Genomic DNA, 18,094 nt, shown 5'->3' on the forward strand with positions numbered 1-18,094 from the left:
ACACGCCGTGAGATCCCGGGAAGGTGGGAGTCGACTCGGCGCACCCGGCGCCGGCTGACACGACAACGCGGCGCGCGGTTACCTGACGCGTCGGCACATCGCGCTGGAGACGCGAACGAAGTCCACGTGACGCCTGGCCACGAGGCGGACTTCGGTCGCTGCTGACACGTGGTTCAGCGTGCCACGGGTCCACCTGTTGGTCTACCGGCATCCGCATCGTGAGAAACGGTGACCCAGCTCATATGCGAGAGCCCCCCGTTTCACCCGAACGGGGGGCTCTCGAGACACGAGGCTCAGCGGCTGGGGTCGCGGACCGCGCCCTGGGAGGCGTCGGTGGCGAGGCGGGCGTAGGCGCGCAGCGCTGCGGTGACCGGGCGTTGGCGGTCCCGGGGCTGCCAGGGCCGCTCGCTGCTGTCCATCTTGGCCCGCCGGTCGGCCAGCACCTCGTCGGAGACCAGCAGCTCCAGCCGGCGCTCGTGCACGTCGATGAGGATCCGGTCGCCGTCCTCGACCAGGCCGATCGTGCCGCCGCCCGCGGCCTCCGGGGAGATGTGGCCGATCGAGAGACCGGAGGTCCCGCCGGAGAAGCGGCCGTCGGTGATCAGGGCGCACTTCTGGCCGAGGCCCGCGCCCTTCAGGAACGCCGTCGGGTGCAGCATCTCCTGCATGCCGGGACCACCGGCGGGGCCCTCGTACCGGACCACCAGCACCTCGCCCGGCTGGATCTCCCGGTTGAGGATCACGGACACGGCCTGCTCCTGGCTCTCCACCACACGGGCCGGGCCCTCGAAGCGGAACAGCTCCTCGTCGATGCCCGCCGCCTTGATCACCGCGCCGTTCTCGGCCAGGTTGCCGCGCAGCACGGCCAGCCCGCCTTCCACGGTGTACGCGTGCTCGACGTCGCGCACGCACCCGCCCGCGGCGTCGGTGTCCAGGGAGGACCAGCGGTTGGCCGTGGAGAACGCCTGGGTGGTGCGGACCCCGCCGGGGGCGGCGTGGTACAGCTCCACGGCCTCCGGCGCGGGGGACGCCGCGCGGACGTCCCAGGTCGACAGCCACTCCGCCATGGTCGGGCTGTGGATCGTGTGCACGTCCTCCTCCAGCAGCCCCGCCCGCCACAGCTCGCCCAGGATGGCCGGGATGCCGCCGGCCCGGTGGACGTCCTCCATGTGGTAGTCGGAGTTGGGGCTCACCTTCGACAGGCAGGGCACCCGCCGGCTGATCGCGTCGATGTCGGCCAGCGTGAAGTCCACCTCGCCCTCGCGGGCCGCGGCGAGGATGTGCAGCACGGTGTTCGTCGACCCGCCCATGGCCATGTCCAACGCCATCGCGTTGACGAACGCGGCCCGGGTGGCGATCGAGCGCGGCAGCGCGGTGGCGTCGTCCTCGGCGTACCAGCGCCGGGCGAGCTCCATGACCGTGGTGCCGGCGCGGGAGAACAGGTCCCGGCGGGCGGCGTGGGTGGCCAGCGTCGAGCCGTTGCCGGGCAGGGCCAGGCCCAGCGCCTCGGTCAGGCAGTTCATCGAGTTCGCGGTGAACATGCCCGAGCACGAGCCGCAGGTCGGGCAGGCCGAGCGCTCCACCTCGGAGAGCCCGAGGTCGTCGACCCTGTCGTTGGCCGAGGCCGCGATCGCCGTGATCAGGTCCGAGGACGGGTGCGCGACGCCGTCGACGACGACGGCCTTGCCGGCCTCCATCGGGCCGCCGGAGACGAACACCGTCGGGATGTTGAGCCGCATCGCGGCGTTGAGCATCCCCGGGGTGATCTTGTCGCAGTTCGAGATGCACACCAGCGCGTCGGCGGCGTGCGCGTTGACCATGTACTCCACGCTGTCGGCGATGATCTCCCGCGAGGGCAGCGAGTAGAGCATGCCGCCGTGGCCCATCGCGATCCCGTCGTCCACGGCGATCGTGTGGAACTCCCGCGCCGTGCCGCCGGCCGCGCTGACGGCCTCGGCGACGATGTCGCCGAGGTCGCGCAGGTGCACGTGGCCGGGCACGAACTGGGTGTAGGAGTTGGCGATCGCCACGATCGGCTTGCCGAAGTCGCTGTCGGTCATGCCGGTGGCCCGCCACAGGGCCCTGGCACCGGCAGCGTTGCGACCGTGGGTGGTGATGCGTGAGCGGAGCTCGGGCACGGCTCCTCCAGTCCTAGTCGTCGGCCGTGGCGGCCGCTGGTGCTTGGGATGCGGTCCCGGACTCCGTCTCGGGAGCGCTGGCGGGCGGCGCGGTGGGGTCGTCCAGGCGGCCGCCGCTGATCAGCGCGAGCGCGGGCAGGTGGTGGGTACGCACCGACGGCAGCGGTTGCTCCGTCCCGCTGGTGAGCACCGCTCGGACCCAGGACCGCTCGGACAGGCGCAGCGCGCGGATGTCGCTCCAGGGCAGCCGGCGCCGCCGGAACAGGGTGCGCACGACCAGGCCGTCGGCGTCGGCGGTCGTGCGCAGCCGCAGTACCGCGGCGATGAGGCCGAGCGGGACGAGGTAGGCCGGCAGCAGCCACGGCGAGGCCGAGGCGAACGGGGTCATCGTCACGATCAGCAGCAGGCCACCCAGAACCGCCGTCGCGGGGGTGCGGAAGACGAGCCGGGAGGGGGTCTGCTGCTGCGCGGTGGTCACTCTCGCAATTGTGCCACCGCCCAATAGGTGGGATCACGTTCCCACGGTGTTGACGCTGTACTGCCCACGCACTAGCGTCTCGGGCGTGCCCATGCAGACCGGTCTCGTACTTCCCCAGCGCGTTCGACGCTGAGGAAGTCAGGCTGCGTCGAACGCGCGACCCTCGTACGACCCACACGGTCGGCGGGGGTTTTTTCATGCGTGAGAGCCTGAGTCCGCGACCACTGCGCTATCACCGATAACACCAGAGGCTGAAGCCGATGACCAGTGCGACACAGCGGCCGACCCCGGTCGTGCCCACCCCGGGGCCGGCACGGACCCCAGGAGCCAGACCCAAGCCAGCGCCCCCGACGGGTACACCCGTCCGGGTGACGGGCGCGCAGTCGCTCGTCCGGTCGCTCGAGGCGGTAGGCGTCGAGGTGGTGTTCGGTATTCCCGGGGGCACGATCCTGCCCGCCTACGACCCGCTGCTCGACTCGACCAAGGTCCGGCACGTCCTGGTCCGCCACGAGCAGGGCGCCGGGCACGCGGCGACCGGCTACGCGCAGGCCACCGGCAAGGTCGGCGTGTGCATGGCGACCTCCGGCCCCGGGGCGACCAACCTCGTCACCCCGCTCGCCGACGCCAACATGGACTCGGTGCCGGTCGTCGCGATCACCGGCCAGCAGACGCGTGCCCTCATCGGCACCGACGCCTTCCAGGAAGCCGACATCTGCGGGATCACGATCCCGATCACCAAGCACAACTTCCTGGTGACCGACCCCGCGGAGATCCCGCGCACGATCGCCGAGGCCTTCCATCTCGCCGCCACCGGCCGGCCCGGCCCGGTGCTGGTCGACATTCCCAAGGACGTGCTCCAGGAGGCCACCTCGTTCTCCTGGCCGCCGGAGCTGCGCCTGCCCGGCTACAAGCCGACCACCCGACCGCACGGCAAGCAGGTCCGCGAGGCCGCGAAGCTGATCGCGGCCGCCCGGCGGCCGGTGCTCTACGTCGGCGGCGGCGTGATCAAGGCGTCCGCCTCGGCCGAGCTCGCGACGCTGGCCGAGCTGACCGGCATCCCGGTGGTCACCACGCTGATGGCCCGCGGCGCCTTCCCCGACTCGCACCGGCAGAACCTGGGCATGCCCGGCATGCACGGCACGGTCGCCGCGGTCGCCGCCATGCAGAAGGCCGACCTGCTGATCGCGCTCGGCGCCCGGTTCGACGACCGGGTGACCGGTCAGCTCGCCTCGTTCGCGTCGGACGCACAGATCGTGCACGCGGACATCGACCCGGCCGAGATCTCCAAGAACCGCCGGGCCGACGTGCCGATCGTCGGCGACTGCAAGGAGATCATCGCCGAGCTGACCGCCGCCGTGCGGGCCGAGTACGACAACGGCGGCACGCGGGCCGACCTGAGCGCGTGGTGGCAGCAGCTGGACGGCATCCGCGAGACCTTCCCGCTGGGCTACGAGTGGCCGGGCGACGGTGCGCTCTCCCCGCAGTACGTGATCCAGCGGATCGGCCAGATCGCCGGCCCGGACGCGATCTACACCGCCGGCGTCGGCCAGCACCAGATGTGGGCGGCGCAGTTCATCTCCTACGAGAAGCCGGCCACCTGGATCAACTCGGGCGGGCTCGGCACGATGGGCTTCGCCGTGCCGGCCGCGATGGGCGCCAAGTTCGGCATGCCCGACCGGGTGGTCTGGGCCATCGACGGCGACGGCTGCTTCCAGATGACCAACCAGGAGCTCGCGACCTGTGCCATCGAGGGCGCGCCGATCAAGGTCGCCGTGATCAACAACGGCAACCTGGGCATGGTCCGGCAGTGGCAGAACCTCTTCTACTCCGAGCGCTACTCCCAGACCGACCTCGGTACGCACAAGCACCGGATCCCGGACTTCACCCTGCTCGCCGAGGCGCTCGGCTGCGCCGGTCTACGCTGTGAGTCCAAAGAGGACGTCGACCGGGTGATCAACCGGGCGATGGAGATCAACGACCGGCCGGTCGTGATCGACTTCGTGGTCGGCAAGGACGCCCAGGTGTGGCCGATGGTGGCCGCCGGCACCGGCAACGACGAGATCATGGCCGCGCGCGGCATCCGCCCGCTGTTCGACGAGGACTGAGAGGAGCGACGATGAGCTCTCACACCCTGTCCGTCCTGGTCGAGAACAAGCCCGGTGTGCTGGCCCGCGTGGCCGGCCTGTTCTCCCGGCGCGGTTTCAACATCGAGTCCCTCGCCGTCGGCCCGACCGAGCACGCCGACGTGTCCCGGATGACGATCGTGGTCGCGGTCGACGAGCTACCGCTCGAGCAGGTGACCAAGCAGCTCAACAAGCTGGTGAACGTCATCAAGATCGTGGAGCTGGACCCGGGTGTCTCGGTCCAGCGCGAGCTGCTGCTGGTGAAGGTCAGGGCCGACGCGACGGTGCGGACCCAGGTACTGGAGACCGTGCAGCTGTTCCGCGCGAAGGTGGTGGACGTGTCCCCGGAGGCGCTGACCGTGGAGGCCACCGGCACCGCGGACAAGCTGGAGGCGTTGCTGCGCATGCTCGAGCCGTACGGGGTGCGCGAGATGGTGCAGTCCGGGATGGTCGCCATCGGCCGCGGCCCGCGCTCGATCACCGCTACCGGCGTTCGCTAGTTCTGCTCCCACACTTCAAGGCTCACCCAAGGAAGGAAGTACTCACCAGCATGGCAGTCGAGATCTTCTATGACGACGATGCGGACCTCTCGATCATCCAGGGCCGCCGCGTCGCGGTGATCGGCTACGGCAGCCAGGGCCACGCGCACGCCCTCTCGCTGCGCGACTCCGGTGTGGACGTCCGGATCGGACTGCCCGCGTCGTCGAAGTCGCGGCCCAAGGCCGAGGAGGAGGGCCTGACCGTCGGCACGCCGGCGGAGGTCTCCGAGTGGGCCGACCTGATCATGATCCTCGCGCCGGACACCAGCCAGCGGAAGATCTACGCCGAGGACATCGCGCCGAACCTCAACGACGGCGACGCGCTGTTCTTCGGGCACGGCTTCAACATCCGCTACGGCCTGATCACCCCGCCGTCCAACGTGGACGTCGCGATGGTCGCGCCGAAGGGCCCCGGGCACCTGGTGCGCCGCCAGTTCGTCGACGGCAAGGGCGTGCCCTGCCTGATCGCGGTGGAGCAGGACGCCTCCGGCTCGGCGCAGGCGCTGGCGCTGGCCTACGCCAAGGGCATCGGTGGCTCCCGGGCCGGCGTCATCAAGACGACGTTCAAGGAGGAGACCGAGACCGACCTGTTCGGCGAGCAGGTCGTGCTCTGCGGTGGAACCACCGCGCTGGTGCAGGCCGGGTTCGAGACCCTGGTGAACGCGGGCTACGCGCCGGAGGTCGCCTACTTCGAGTGCCTGCACGAGCTCAAGCTGATCGTCGACCTGATGTACGAGGGCGGCATCGCCCGTATGCGCTACTCGATCTCCGACACCGCCGAGTACGGCGACGTCACCCGCGGCCCGCGGGTGATCACCGACACGGTGCGCGAGGAGATGCGCAAGATCCTCGGCGAGATCCAGAACGGCGACTTCGCCAAGGAGTGGGTGGCCGAGGACGACGCGGGCCGGCCCAACTTCGCCAAGCTGGTGGAGGCCGGCGAGCAGCACCCGATCGAGGAGGTCGGCCGCAAGCTGCGCGGCCTGATGTCCTGGGTCGACCGCCCGATCACCGAGACGGCCTGACCGACGCCCCTGGAGGCCTCCGGCCGGCGGATCGGAGGCCTCCAGGGTAGGTTTGTCGCTGTGAGTGACGAGGGGACCCGCGCGAGTGCACCCATCTACGACGACAAGGCGCACGTCCGCGGCAAGCTGGACCTGACCGAAGCCGAGTGGCAACGAGCCGCGGAGCCGGACGCCGACCCCGACGGTGAGTACGTCGAGATCGCGTTCGTCCCGCACACCGACGGCAAGACCTACATCGCGATGCGCAACTCCAAGCACACCGGGCCGGACGACACCGTGCTGGTGTTCACCGAGTCGGAGTGGGACGCCTTTGTCGCCGGCGCCAAAGCCGGCGAGTTCGACGAACCCTGGTAGAGGCGGAATTGGCTGGAGGCCCGCAAGAATCCGGAGAGGCGGGCTATGTCTGACACCTGGCACCGGATGCTGGTCGTCGGTGCCGTCGCCACCGGCGCCTTCGCGGTCTTTCTGACCTTCGAGTACCTGCTGCGTCGTCTGCTGCGCCGGCTCGCTCGGCGCGTTCCGGTGCTCGACGGGCTCGTCGACCACACCCACCGGCCGTTCCGCCTGTTCGGGCTGCTGGTCGTGTTGCGGGCGGTCGTGGGACCGGAGCTGCCGGAGGGCTGGCGGGAACCGGTGAGCCACGTGCTGACCCTGCTCCTGATCGCCAGCGGGGCCTGGCTGCTCGGCGGAGTGCTCGTCGCCATGGAGCACACGGCCCTGTCCCGGCTGCGGATCGACGAGCGGGACAACCGGCACGCGCGGCGGGTGAAGACCCAGGTCACCCTGGTACGCCGGGTCACGGTGGCCGCGGTCGCGGTGCTCGCGCTGGCGGCCATGCTGATGACCTTCCCCGCCGCCCGCGCGGCCGGGACGAGCCTGCTCGCCTCGGCCGGGGTCATCGGGGCGATCGCCGCGCTGGCCGCGCAGTCGCTGCTGGGCAACGTGTTCGCCGGGCTGCAGATCGCGTTCAGCGACGCCATCCGGCTCGACGACGTGGTCATCGTCGAGGGGGAGTGGGGCCGGATCGAGGAGATCACGCTGACCTACCTCGTCGTGCGCATCTGGGACGACCGCCGGCTGGTGTTACCCACCTCGCACTTCATGTCGCAGCCGTTCGAGAACTGGACCCGGCACGAGGCCGCGCTGCTCGGCACGGTCGAGCTCGACCTCGACTGGGCGGTGCCGGTCGAGGAGATGCGCGGAGAACTGCGGAAAATACTCGAAAGTACCAATCTGTGGGACGGTCGGGAGTGCGTTCTCCAGGTCACCGACGCCACCCACTCACTCGTCCGGGTACGCGCACTGGTCAGCGCGAGTGACGCGCCGACCCTCTGGGACCTGCGCTGTCACGTGCGGGAACGCCTCGTGGGCTGGGTTCGCGACCGGAAGCCGGACGCCCTGCCCAGGCTGCGCACCGAGCCGATGTCGGTTGGCTCACCGGATGGTGGGACGGTTCGCCTGACCTCCTAGACTGCCCGCAGGTTGGTTACAGCGCCGTAACCGCGCCCCCAACAACCGGCAATGTATGGAGCTCGCGCCGTGACCCAGTCAAGCCGCCCCGTTGTCCTGATCGCCGAGAAGCTCGCGCCGTCGACGCTCGAAGTCTTCGGTGACGAGGTGGAGGTCCGCCACGTCGACGGCACGGACCGCACAGCACTGCTGTCCGCGGTCGCCGAGGCGGACGCGTTGCTGGTGCGCTCCGCCACGAAGGTGGACGCCGAGGTGTTCGCCTCGACCAACCGGCTCAAGGTCGTCGCCCGCGCCGGCGTCGGTCTGGACAACGTCGAGGTGCCCGCGGCGACCGCCCGCGGCGTGCTCGTCGTCAACGCGCCTACCTCGAACATCGTCTCGGCCGCCGAGCACGCGGTCGCGCTGCTGCTCTCGCTGGCCCGACGCATCCCGCCGGCCGACGCCAGCCTGCGCGCCGGGGAGTGGAAGCGCAGTGCGTTCTCCGGCGTGGAGATCTGGGGCAAGACGGTCGGCGTCGTCGGCCTGGGAAAGATCGGCCAGCTGTTCGCCCAGCGTCTCGCCTCCTTCGGCACCGAGCTGATCGCCTACGACCCCTACGTGTCCCCGCAGCGGGCCGCCCAGCTGGGAATCGAGCTGGTCGAGCTGGAGGAGTTGCTGGCCCGGGCCGACATCATCTCCATCCACCTGCCCAAGACGCCCGAGACCAAGGGGCTCATCGGCGCCGACCAGCTGGCCAAGACCAAGCGCGGCGTGCTGATCGTCAACGCCGCGCGGGGCGGGCTGATCGACGAGGAGGCGCTGGCCGACGCGGTGCGCGAGGGTCAGGTGGGTGGTGCCGGCGTGGACGTCTTCGCCACCGAGCCGACGACCTCGAGCCCGCTGTTCGAGCTGCCCAACGTCGTGGTGACACCGCATCTCGGCGCGTCCACCGGCGAGGCCCAGGACCGGGCCGGGACCGACGTCGCCCGTTCGGTTCTGCTCGCGCTGCGCGGCGACTTCGTGCCGGACGCGGTCAACGTCGCCGGCGGCGCCGTCGGCGAGGAGGTGCGGCCGTTCCTGCCCCTCACCCAGAAGCTCGGTGCGGTTCTGGCCGCCCTGAGCGGTAACACGCCGACCTCCATCAACATCGAGGTCCGCGGTGAACTGTCCAATGAGGACGTGCAGGTGCTGCCGCTCGCCGCGATGCGGGGTGTGTTCAGCGGTGTGGTCGCCGACCAGGTGACGTTCGTCAACGCGCCCCGGCTCGCCGAGGAGCTCGGCGTCGAGGTCACCCTGCAGAAGGAGTCGGAGAGCACGCACTACCGCAGCCTCGTCACGCTGCGCGCCGGCTACGCGGACGGAACCATCCTCAACGTCTCCGGCACGCTCAGCGGCCTCGCTCAGGTCGAGAAGATCGTCGAGGTGAACAACCGCGGGTTCGACCTGCGGGCCGAGGGCGTGCTGCTGGTGCTCGAGTACGCGGACCGACCCGGTGTCATGGGCACCGTGGGAACCCTGCTCGGCGGCGCCGGGATCAACGTCGAGGCGGCCCAGATCAGCCAGACGAGTGGCGGCGCGGACGCCATGATGCTGCTGCGGGTGGACCGGCCGGTCGACCACTCCGTGCTGGAGTCGATCGGTGCCGCGGTACGTGCGACGGTCATCCGGGCTGTCGACTTCGGCTGAGAAACACCCGCGACACCACCTAGTCGGGTGGCCAGCAGCGGAGTTCGGTCACTGTGCCGGTAACCTTCGCCTGGACAACTGAGCCCGAAAATTCCGGGAGGTGTGCATGCGGCTCGCGGTGATCCCCGGCGACGGGATCGGGCCAGAAGTGATCGCCGAGGCGCTCAAGGTGCTGGGTGAGGTGGTTCCCGATGTCGAGGTGACGAAGTACGACCTCGGGGCCGCCCGGTGGCATTCGACGGGGGAGCTGCTGCCCGAGTCGGTCCTCGGCGAGCTGCGCCAGCACGACGCGATCCTGCTCGGCGCCGTCGGCGACCCGTCGGTACCCAGCGGCATCCTCGAGCGCGGGCTGCTGCTTCGGCTGCGCTTCGAGCTCGACCACCACGTCAACCTCCGCCCGGCAAGGCTTTACCCGGGGGTCTCCAGCCCGCTGGCCAGCCCCGGCGAGATCGACATGCTGGTGATCCGCGAGGGCACCGAGGGCCTCTACGCGGGCAACGGCGGCCTGCTGCGCAAGGACACCCCGTACGAGATCGCCACCGAGGTCAGCGTCAACACCTCCTACGGTGTCGAGCGGGTGGTGCGCGACGCGTTCGCGCGGGCGGTCGCCAGGCCCCGCAAGCACCTCACGCTCGTGCACAAGACCAACGTGCTCACCCACGCCGGGTCGCTGTGGTCGCGGGTCGTGGAGGAGGTGTCGCTGCAGCACCCCGACGTGACGGTGGCCTACCAGCACGTGGACGCGGCGACGATCCACATGGTGACCGACCCCGGCCGCTTCGACGTGATCGTCACCGACAACCTGTTCGGGGACATTCTCACCGATCTGGTGGCCGCCGTGACCGGCGGTATCGGGCTCGCGGCGAGCGGGAACATCGACATCACCCGGCGCAACCCGTCGATGTTCGAGCCGGTCCACGGCAGTGCCCCGGACATCGCCGGCCAGGGGGTCGCCGACCCGACGGCCGCGGTGCTGTCGGTCGCGCTGCTGCTCGACCACCTCGGCGAGCACGAGGCCGCCCGCCGGATCGAGGCGTCGGTCGCGTTCGACCTGGCGACGCGGGACCACCCCTCGCCCGGCAGCACCTACGCCATCGGCGACCGGCTGGCCGCCCTGGTCTCCTCCAACAACCCCACCACCGGAGCCGAGCTCTGAGGAGTCCCACGCTGTAGGACAACGGGCCCGCGCGTTGGTACGCGCGGGCCCGTTGTGGCACCATGCGACCGTGACCACTTTCAGCGTGATCATTATCGATGGGCGCGTCGGATAGCCGATTCCGGAACCGACGCGCTGACCTCCTGCATCCCCCGCGGGAGGTTTTTTTGTGCCCTGGTACAGCTGGTGAAGGGATACGTCGTGACTCGCACGACCCCGGCCGAGACCCCGCTCGGCGACTCGTTCCACGTGTTCGACACGACGTTGCGGGACGGGGCGCAGCGGGAGGGCATCACCTACTCGCTGGCCGACAAGCTGGCCGTCGCGCGGCTGCTCGACGAGTTGGGCGTCGGCTTCATCGAGGGCGGCTGGCCGGGGGCGCTGCCCACCGACACCGAGTTCTTCGCCCGTGCCGCGGCGGGTGACCTCCAGCTGCGGCACGCTGCGCTGGTCGCGTTCGGCGCGACCCGCCGGCCCGGTGCCAAGGCCGACCAGGACCCCCAGGTCCGGGCGTTGCTGGACTCCGCGGCGCCGGTGGTCACGCTGGTCGCCAAGTCCGACGTGCGGCACATCGAGCGGGCGCTGCGGACCGATGCCGCCGAGGCCGCCGCGATGGTCCGCGACACGGTCGCCTTCCTGGTCGGCGAGGGGCGGCGGGTGTTCCTCGACGCGGAGCACTTCTTCGACGGCTTCGCCCACGACCCGGACTGCGCGCTGCGGGTGCTCACCGCGGGTGTCGAGGCCGGTGCCGACGTCGCGGTGCTCTGCGACACCAACGGGGGACAGCTGCCGCTGCGGCTCGCCGACACCGTCGGCGAGGTGATCGCACGGACCGGGTTCCGGGTGGGCATCCACTGCCAGGACGACACGGGCTGCGCGGTGGCCAACAGCGTCGCCGCGGTGCAGGCCGGCGCGACCCACGTCCAGTGCACCGCCAACGGCTACGGCGAGCGGGCCGGGAACGCGGACCTGTTCGCGGTGGTCGGCAACCTCGTCACCAAGCTCGGTATGCCGGTGATCCCGGCGCACTGCGTGCCCGAGCTGTCGAGGGTCTCGCACGCCCTCGCCGAGATCGCGAACCTCGCCCCCGACACCCACCAGGCCTATGTCGGGGCGTCGGCCTTCGCCCACAAGGCGGGGCTGCACGCGAGCGCGATCAAAGTGGACCCGTTGCTGTACAACCACATCGACCCCGAGGTGGTCGGCAACGACATGCGGGTCCTGGTCACCGAGATGGCCGGCCGGGCCAGTCTCGAGCTCAAGGGACGTGAGCTCGGGATCGACCTGGCCGGCCAGCCGGCCGCGCTGACCAGCGCGGTGCGCAGGGTCAAGGAGTTGGAGTCGCGCGGCTGGTCGTTCGAGGCCGCCGACGCGTCGTTGGAGCTGTTGCTGCGCAGGGAGCTCGCCAGCGCCGAAGGCGTCCCCGCCGAACTGGCCACTGTGGAGACCCCGCCGTTCGCCCTGGAGTCCTACCGGGTGATCCTCGACCACCGAGCCGACGGGGTGGTGGTGTCCGAGGCGACGGTCAAGGTCCACGTCGGGGACGCACGGGCGATCGCGACCGCGGAGGGCAACGGCCCGGTGCACGCGCTGGACGCGGCGCTGCGCGAGGCGCTGCGCCCGCACCTGCCGTGGCTGGACGAGGTGGCGCTGACCGACTACAAGGTGCGCATCCTCACCGACCGGCCCGGCACCGACGCCGTCACCAGGGTGCTGGTCGAGTCCACCGACCGGGAGCGCGAGTGGACGACGGTCGGGGTACACGGCAACATCGTCGAGGCCAGCTGGCTGGCGCTGTGCGACGCCTTGGTGCACAAGGCCTTCCGGGCGAGCCACCCGGTCGGGTCCTGACGCCGCGCCCGCGCCGGGGGCACCACCGGGTCGTCAGTACGCTGCTGGCGTGCGTATTGCTCGAGTTGCCTCACCGACCGGTGTCGCGTTCGCCGCCATCCACGGCGAGGGGGACGACCTCGTCGCGGTGGAGATCGCCAACGATCCCAACACGACACCCTGGACCGACCCGACGTTCACCGGCACCCGTTGGCCGCTGGCCGACGTCCGCCTGCTCACCCCGTTCCTGCCGCCGAAGATCGTGTGCATCGGCCGCAACTACGCCGAGCACGCGACGGAGCTGGGCAACGAGGTGCCCGAGGCGCCGATCATGTTCCTCAAGCCGAACACCGCGGTGATCGGCCCCGGCGCGGAGATCAAACTCCCGCCGGACTCGTCCCGGGTGGACTTCGAGGCCGAGCTGGCCGTGGTGATCGGCGTGGGCGGCCGGGACATCCCCGCGGAGCGGGCGATGGCCTCGGTACTCGGCTACACGATCGCCAACGACGTGACGGCGCGCGACCAGCAGAAGGCCGACGGCCAGTGGACCAGGGCCAAGGGCCACGACACGTTCTGCCCGCTCGGCCCGTGGATCGAGACGAACTTCGACCCCTCGGACGTGGCGATCCGCACCGAGCTCGACGGTGAGGTCAAGCAGGACTCGCGCACCTCGCTGCTGCTGCACGACGTCCCGGCCCTGATCGAGTACATCTCCGCGGTGATGACGCTGCGGCCGCTGGACGTCATCCTCACCGGCACCCCGGCCGGGGTCGGCCCGATGGAGCCCGGCCAGACCGTGTCGATCACGATCGAGGGGCTCGGGACGTTGAGCAACCCGGTGGTCCAGCGGGTCTAGCCGACGATCACGCAGGTGGGCGTGCCGGTGCGGAACCGGCGCGGCTCACCGCCGGTCAGTGGGAACGAGACGATCGCGTCGTCGCGCTGGGCGGCGACGTGGCAGACCCCGTCGGTGATCGTGAAGTGGCGTGGGAAGGCGCCGCTGGGATGGTCGACCAGCGCGGCGGGGGTGGCGCCGGACAGGTCGAACTCGGTCACCCGGTCCGGTCCCCGGTTCGACACGTACAGCCGCTCGCCGACGATCTGCGCGTGGGCGACGTGGTTGGGGCCGTCGGGGTAGGGCCGCGCCGTCGCCCCGGTCACGTCGATCGGGGTGAAGGTGCCGGCCGGACCCTCGCGGACGGTGACCACGGTGCCGGACAGCTCGCCGGGCACGTAGGCCAGGTCGGTGCCGGGCCGGCGCACCAGCTGGCGCGGCCCGGTGCCCGGCGGCATCGCGGACACCGCGACCGGCTCCAGGGTGCCCGCCCCGGACAGCAGGTAGGTGTGGATCTCGTCGGTGCCCAGGTCGACCGCCGACACCAGCGTCCCCGCGGGAGTCTCCACGGACACGGCCATGTGCACGTGCGCGGCCTCCTGGCGGTCGGCGACGGGGCCGCTGCCGGAGTGCTCGACCAGCTCGGTCCGACCGGTGACGCTGCCCGCGGCGTCGAGGCCGAACACCGCGAGGCTGCCGCTCGAGTAGTTGGCGCACAGCAGGAAGCGCTCGTCCGGGGTGACCGCGAGGTGGCAGGGGTCCGCGCCGCCGGAGGACACCCGGTCGACGACCTCGAACGTGTCGAGGGACACCGTGGTGATCCCGCCGTCCGCCGACTCGTTGGCCGCGTACAGCACCGGCGCGGTCGGATGCCTGGCAAGCCAGGAGGGCGAGGCCATCGCCACCTCGGCGACGACCGTGAGGTCGCCGGACGGGTCCGCGCGCAGGGCGGTGATCCCGGTGCCGTTGCCGTCGCTGGCGGAGGTGTAGCAGCCGACATAGAACATGCCACACCCTATCGGGGTGTGACCAGGGTCGGCGGCCGTCCACTGTGCTCGCGTGGAGAATGGCGGCATGGACGAGTTGGTCGGCGAGTGGTCGTCGAAGGCGTCGGGGCTGCACCACAGCACGTTCGAGGACGAGGCCTTCGGCTTCCTCGCCAGCGGGGACGGGTGGTACCAGTTCAGCCGCCCGGACTACGCGGACATCGCCTACTTCCACTGGCGCCGGACCGGCCCCGGCCAGATCGAGCTGACCTGGCTCGCGGCGCGGGAGATCTTCGGCGGCGTGGTCACCGAGCAGAGCCCCGAGTCCGAGCGGCCGTCGCTGTCCTACCGGGTCGGTGAGGAGAACACCCCGCTCGGCGGGCGGACCGTCGTCCTGCGCCTCAACCCCGCCGTGGGTCTCGCCAGCGAGTTCGGCCTGGTGTCGCGCACGCCCGTGCCCATGGCCAAGGGAGACCTGCGGTAGTCAGGCGGTTCTGTCGGGTAACGGGAGCGGGAGGGCGGGCAGGCCGTCGATGCTGGTGTCGACATGCGGCTTCTTCGCGCAGTAGGCGGCGAACTCGCTGTCGGTCTTGCGGGCGAAGTACTCGGCGTGCTGGGTGCGTTCGGCCCGGTAGTCCATGAACGGCACCGCGAAGCCGCAGCTGTCGCTGACCATCGTCGCGTGGACGAGGATGATCGCCCTGGCGGCGGGGCCGTCGGCGGCGGCGAAGTGCGGGATCAGGGTCTCCCATCGCGGGTCGTCGCGGAAGACCGGCTCGCCGCGGCCGTGCACCCGCAGCACCTTCGGCGGGCCGCTGAACGCACACCACATCATCGTGACGCGGCCGTTCTCCCGCAGGTGGGCGATGGTCTCGGCGTGGCTGCCGCCGAAGTCGAGGTAGGCCAGCGTGAGGTCGTCGAGCACGACCAGGCTGCCGTCGCGGCCCTTGGGTGAGACTTTCCCATGTCCCCAATCTAGGTGACTTCGCCACGCGTGTGGCGCAACCACGCCTCGAGGGGCAGCAGGCCCGGGTACCGCTCGCGGAGCGCGGGTAGGTCAGCCCGGTAGCCCTCCTCGTCCAACCAGGCGAACATGTCGGCGAGCTGTTCGGCCGGTCCTCGCTCGATCCGCGTCGGGACGCCGTCCACCGCGGTGAAGACCTCGGCGACCTCTCGCACCGGTAGCTCGTCCCCGGCGATCTCGATTTTCCTGCCGAGGAGCTCGGCCGGGTTGTCGAACGCGTCCGCGGCGATCCGGCCGATGTCGGAGAGCGCGATCATCTGCAGCCTGGTCTCCGGGGCCAGGGCGATCGAGCCGACCCGCTTCCGGTTCCCGGCCGGGGCCAGCACCGAGAGCCAGTTCTCCATGAAGAACACCGGCCGCAGCACCGTCGCGGGCAGGCCGAGCGCGTCGATGTGGGCCTCGATCTCGGCCTTGGTCTCGAAGTTCGCCACGCCCGAACGGCGCTCCGCACCGCCGACCGAGCTGTACACCAGGTGCTCGACGCCGGCGGCCGCGGCGGCGTCGGCGACGTTCCTGCCCCGCCGCACCTCGAGTGCCGGGTCGTCGGGCTGCACGCTGAACACGCCGTGCACGTCGCGCACGGCGGCGCGCAGCGACGCCGGGTCGTCGAGGTCGCCGGTGACCAGCCGCGCGCCGAGCGCCTCCAGGATCCTGGCCCGCGGCGAGCCCGGATCACGGACGAGGGCCAGGACCGCCCACCCGGCGTGCAGCAGCCGACGCGCGACGGCGCCACCCTGGCCGCCGGTCGCGCCCGTGACCAGGACCGTCCTCGTGTTCGACATCGATTGTCCTTTCGGGGAGCTGGGCCGCGACGATCGCGGCGAGGGAGAGCCCGAAGCCCAGGAGCTGGACCGGGCCGAGGGTCTGGTCGAGCAGGACGGCGCCGAGGACCGCGGCGACCAGCGGAGAGAGCAGGCTGAGGACGGCGACCGAGGTCACCGGCAGCGTGGTGAGGCCGCGGAACCACAGCACGTAGGCGATCAGGCCGCCGACCAGCCCCAGCCACAGGTAGCCGAGAGCGGCGGGCGCGTCGATCGCAGGCGGCGACCCCTCGGCGAGGAACGTCACCGGCAGCAGGAACAGCCCGCCCGCGGTAAGCTGCCAGCCGGCGAAGGTCGTGGGACTCGCCCCGGGCGGTCGGCCCCACCGCTTGGTGAGCGTCACGCCGAGCGCCATCGAGGCCGCCGCCGCGAGCCCGGCCACGATGCCGCCCGCGTCGAGCGCCGCGCTCGGTCCGATCACCACGAGCCCGACCCCGACCACGCCGGCCACGCCCCAGAACAGCCGTCGGGCCGACAGGCGTTCGTGCAGGACAGGCACCGCGAGGACGGCGACGATCAGGGGTTGCGCCGCGGCCAGCGTGGCGGCCACACCGCCGGGGAGGCGTTCGGCAGCGACGAACAGCAGCGGCAGCAGCAGGCCGATGTTCAGCACACCGAGCACCGTGGCCTTGCCCCACCACCGTCCCCTCGGCAGTACGCGGGTGATCGCCAGGGCGACCAGGCCGGCGGGCAACGCCCGCAGGAGGCCGGCGAAGAGGGGGTGCCCGGGTGGGAGGAGCTCGGTGGTGACGACGTAGGTCGTGCCCCACACGGCGGGCGCGAGGGCGGTCAGTGCGGGGTTTGTCACGCCTTCGATCTCACCGGGGCGTGATCAATGAGTCCAATGCATGTTTTTCACCGCATCGATCTATGAGGAAGATAGATGCATGGAGCTTCAGCAGATGCGGTACGTGATCGCCGTCGCCGAGACGAACAGCTTCACTCGGGCCGCGGAGCGGTGTCATGTGGTGCAGTCGGCGCTCAGCCATCAGATCGCGCGGTTGGAGCGGGAGTTGGGTGCGCCGCTCTTCGAGCGCACCAGTCGGCGGGTGCGGCTCACGGGGGCCGGGGAGGCGTTCCTCCCCGCTGCCCGGCAGTGCCTGGCGGCGGCCGAGCGCGCGGTCGCCGAGGCCGCGGCGGCGGTGGGGGAGGTACGGGGGCGGCTGGCGGTGGGATTGATCCCGACCGTGGCGGCGGTTGACCTTCCGGCGGCGCTTGGGGAGTTCCGTCGGCGGTATCCGCGGGTGCGGATCGGGTTGCGGGTGGGGGCCAGTGAGGATCTGGTGGAGCAGGTGCGCCAGGGGGTGCTTGACGTGGCTTTTCTTGGGTTGCCGACCACTGCTCGGCCGCACGGGGTGGGTGCGCACGAGTTGGGGCGGGACCGGCTTGTCGCCGTGGTCGCACCGGGGCATCCGCTTGCCGGGGAGTCGGTGGTGGAGCTTCGGCGGTTGGCCGAGGAGGTGTTCGTCGACCTGCCGGCGGGGACGGCTGGGCGTGTTCAGTCGGACCAGGCGTTCGCGGCGGCTGGGCTTCGGCGGGAGGTGGCGTTCGAGGTGACTACGGCGGACTTCATCGATCGGTTGGTGGGGCAGGGGTTGGGGGTGGCGATGCTTCCTGCCGCTTATGCGCCGCAGTTGAGTGGGGTGGTGACGGTTGAGGTCGCGGATGCGCCGGGGCGGGTGGAGTACGTCGTCTGGAGCCGGTTCGGGCGTGCGCCGGCGGGGTCGGCGTTCTTGGAGGTGTTGGGGGTGGGGGTTGAGTGAGGCTCCCTCGGCCGGGGAGTGTCGTACTCCGGGCCACCGGTGTAAAGGGCGCCCTTCGGGCGTCGCTGACGCGATCTCGCTTCGCTCGACCCTGGACACCGGTGGCCCGGAGCTACGGGACGGCCTGTGCGAGGGAGCCCGGGGGGAGTAGGCAGCTGGTGGGGCGGGTTCAGCCTGGCCGGGCTCGCACTGGGCCTGCCGGCTCGGCTTTGTGCGGCTCGGCTTTGTGCGGCTCGGCTTT

Annotated in this window: 18 protein-coding genes; 11 read left to right on the forward strand and 7 right to left on the reverse strand. The window is 71.1% G+C overall.

What is annotated here, in order from left to right:
• Positions 1-78: 78 nt before the first annotated feature.
• The 3 genes from BU204_RS42265 to BU204_RS15830 form a co-directional block, all read right to left on the reverse strand.
• Entirely contained in the window at positions 79-168 is a 90-nt protein-coding gene (locus BU204_RS42265; RefSeq protein WP_408608014.1) for a putative leader peptide, read from the reverse strand.
• A 125-nt stretch (positions 169-293) separates the two neighbouring features.
• Positions 294-2,138 carry a dihydroxy-acid dehydratase gene (gene ilvD, locus BU204_RS15825; protein ID WP_075126440.1) on the reverse strand — a complete coding sequence of 615 codons (1,845 nt, stop codon included), beginning with the start codon at positions 2,136-2,138 and terminating at the stop codon, positions 294-296.
• Positions 2,139-2,151: 13 nt separating this feature from the next.
• The gene (locus BU204_RS15830; protein ID WP_083661349.1) at positions 2,152-2,616 is read right to left on the reverse strand and encodes a PH domain-containing protein; all 465 of its coding nucleotides are present in this window, start codon (positions 2,614-2,616) and stop codon (positions 2,152-2,154) included.
• Positions 2,617-2,876: 260 nt separating this feature from the next.
• Here BU204_RS15830 and BU204_RS15835 point away from each other — a divergent pair, with 260 nt between their 5' ends.
• The 9 genes from BU204_RS15835 (at position 2,877) to BU204_RS15875 (ending at position 13,280) form a co-directional block, all read left to right on the forward strand.
• Positions 2,877-4,721 carry an acetolactate synthase large subunit gene (locus BU204_RS15835; RefSeq protein WP_075126442.1) on the forward strand — a complete coding sequence of 615 codons (1,845 nt, stop codon included), beginning with the start codon at positions 2,877-2,879 and terminating at the stop codon, positions 4,719-4,721.
• Positions 4,722-4,732: 11 nt separating this feature from the next.
• Entirely contained in the window at positions 4,733-5,239 is a 507-nt protein-coding gene (gene ilvN, locus BU204_RS15840; RefSeq protein WP_075126443.1) for an acetolactate synthase small subunit, read from the forward strand.
• A gap of 50 nt (positions 5,240-5,289) precedes the next feature.
• The gene (gene ilvC, locus BU204_RS15845; protein ID WP_075126444.1) at positions 5,290-6,303 is read left to right on the forward strand and encodes a ketol-acid reductoisomerase; all 1,014 of its coding nucleotides are present in this window, start codon (positions 5,290-5,292) and stop codon (positions 6,301-6,303) included.
• 60 nt (positions 6,304-6,363) lie between these two features.
• Positions 6,364-6,657: a DUF397 domain-containing protein gene (locus BU204_RS15850; RefSeq protein WP_075126445.1), complete on the forward strand. Its 294-nt coding sequence runs from the start codon at positions 6,364-6,366 to the stop codon at positions 6,655-6,657.
• Between the two features lie 45 nt (positions 6,658-6,702).
• Complete coding sequence (locus BU204_RS15855) at positions 6,703-7,773, forward strand: mechanosensitive ion channel family protein (protein ID WP_075126446.1); 1,071 nt, start codon at positions 6,703-6,705, stop codon at positions 7,771-7,773.
• Between the two features lie 69 nt (positions 7,774-7,842).
• Positions 7,843-9,438: a phosphoglycerate dehydrogenase gene (gene serA / locus BU204_RS15860; protein WP_075126447.1), complete on the forward strand. Its 1,596-nt coding sequence runs from the start codon at positions 7,843-7,845 to the stop codon at positions 9,436-9,438.
• A 106-nt stretch (positions 9,439-9,544) separates the two neighbouring features.
• Positions 9,545-10,594 (forward strand): 3-isopropylmalate dehydrogenase, encoded by a 1,050-nt coding sequence (locus BU204_RS15865; RefSeq protein ID WP_075126448.1) that lies wholly within the window; start codon positions 9,545-9,547, stop codon positions 10,592-10,594.
• Between the two features lie 201 nt (positions 10,595-10,795).
• Positions 10,796-12,445, forward strand: coding sequence for a citramalate synthase (gene cimA, locus BU204_RS15870; RefSeq protein ID WP_075126463.1), 1,650 nt, complete (start codon positions 10,796-10,798; stop codon positions 12,443-12,445).
• Between the two features lie 49 nt (positions 12,446-12,494).
• Entirely contained in the window at positions 12,495-13,280 is a 786-nt protein-coding gene (locus BU204_RS15875) for a fumarylacetoacetate hydrolase family protein (RefSeq protein ID WP_075126449.1), read from the forward strand.
• Here BU204_RS15875 and BU204_RS15880 read toward each other — a convergent pair.
• Complete coding sequence (locus BU204_RS15880; protein ID WP_075126450.1) at positions 13,277-14,266, reverse strand: lactonase family protein; 990 nt, start codon at positions 14,264-14,266, stop codon at positions 13,277-13,279. The two genes, BU204_RS15875 and BU204_RS15880, sit on opposite strands and share 4 nt — an antisense overlap.
• A 67-nt stretch (positions 14,267-14,333) precedes the next feature.
• On the opposite strand from BU204_RS15880, the gene BU204_RS15885 reads away from it, so the two are divergent.
• Positions 14,334-14,729 (forward strand): hypothetical protein, encoded by a 396-nt coding sequence (locus BU204_RS15885; protein ID WP_075126451.1) that lies wholly within the window; start codon positions 14,334-14,336, stop codon positions 14,727-14,729.
• Here BU204_RS15885 and BU204_RS15890 read toward each other — a convergent pair whose 3' ends face one another.
• From BU204_RS15890 to BU204_RS15900, 3 genes are read right to left on the reverse strand one after another with little or no spacing between them, the layout of a single operon-like run.
• Complete coding sequence (locus BU204_RS15890) at positions 14,730-15,170, reverse strand: pyridoxamine 5'-phosphate oxidase family protein (protein WP_233160351.1); 441 nt, start codon at positions 15,168-15,170, stop codon at positions 14,730-14,732. It abuts the gene before it with no gap.
• 50 nt (positions 15,171-15,220) lie between these two features.
• Entirely contained in the window at positions 15,221-16,051 is an 831-nt protein-coding gene (locus tag BU204_RS15895) for an NmrA/HSCARG family protein (RefSeq protein WP_075126453.1), read from the reverse strand.
• Positions 15,942-16,907: an EamA family transporter gene (locus BU204_RS15900; protein WP_198942887.1), complete on the reverse strand. Its 966-nt coding sequence runs from the start codon at positions 16,905-16,907 to the stop codon at positions 15,942-15,944. Before BU204_RS15900 ends, BU204_RS15895 begins: the two co-directional genes overlap by 110 nt.
• A gap of 70 nt (positions 16,908-16,977) precedes the next feature.
• On the opposite strand from BU204_RS15900, the gene BU204_RS15905 reads away from it, so the two are divergent.
• The gene (locus BU204_RS15905; protein WP_075126464.1) at positions 16,978-17,853 is read left to right on the forward strand and encodes a LysR family transcriptional regulator; all 876 of its coding nucleotides are present in this window, start codon (positions 16,978-16,980) and stop codon (positions 17,851-17,853) included.
• Positions 17,854-18,094: the final 241 nt, after the last annotated feature.

Origin of the sequence: Actinophytocola xanthii (genome assembly GCF_001921205.1) — a bacterium.
Lineage (GTDB): Bacteria > Actinomycetota > Actinomycetes > Mycobacteriales > Pseudonocardiaceae > Actinophytocola > Actinophytocola xanthii.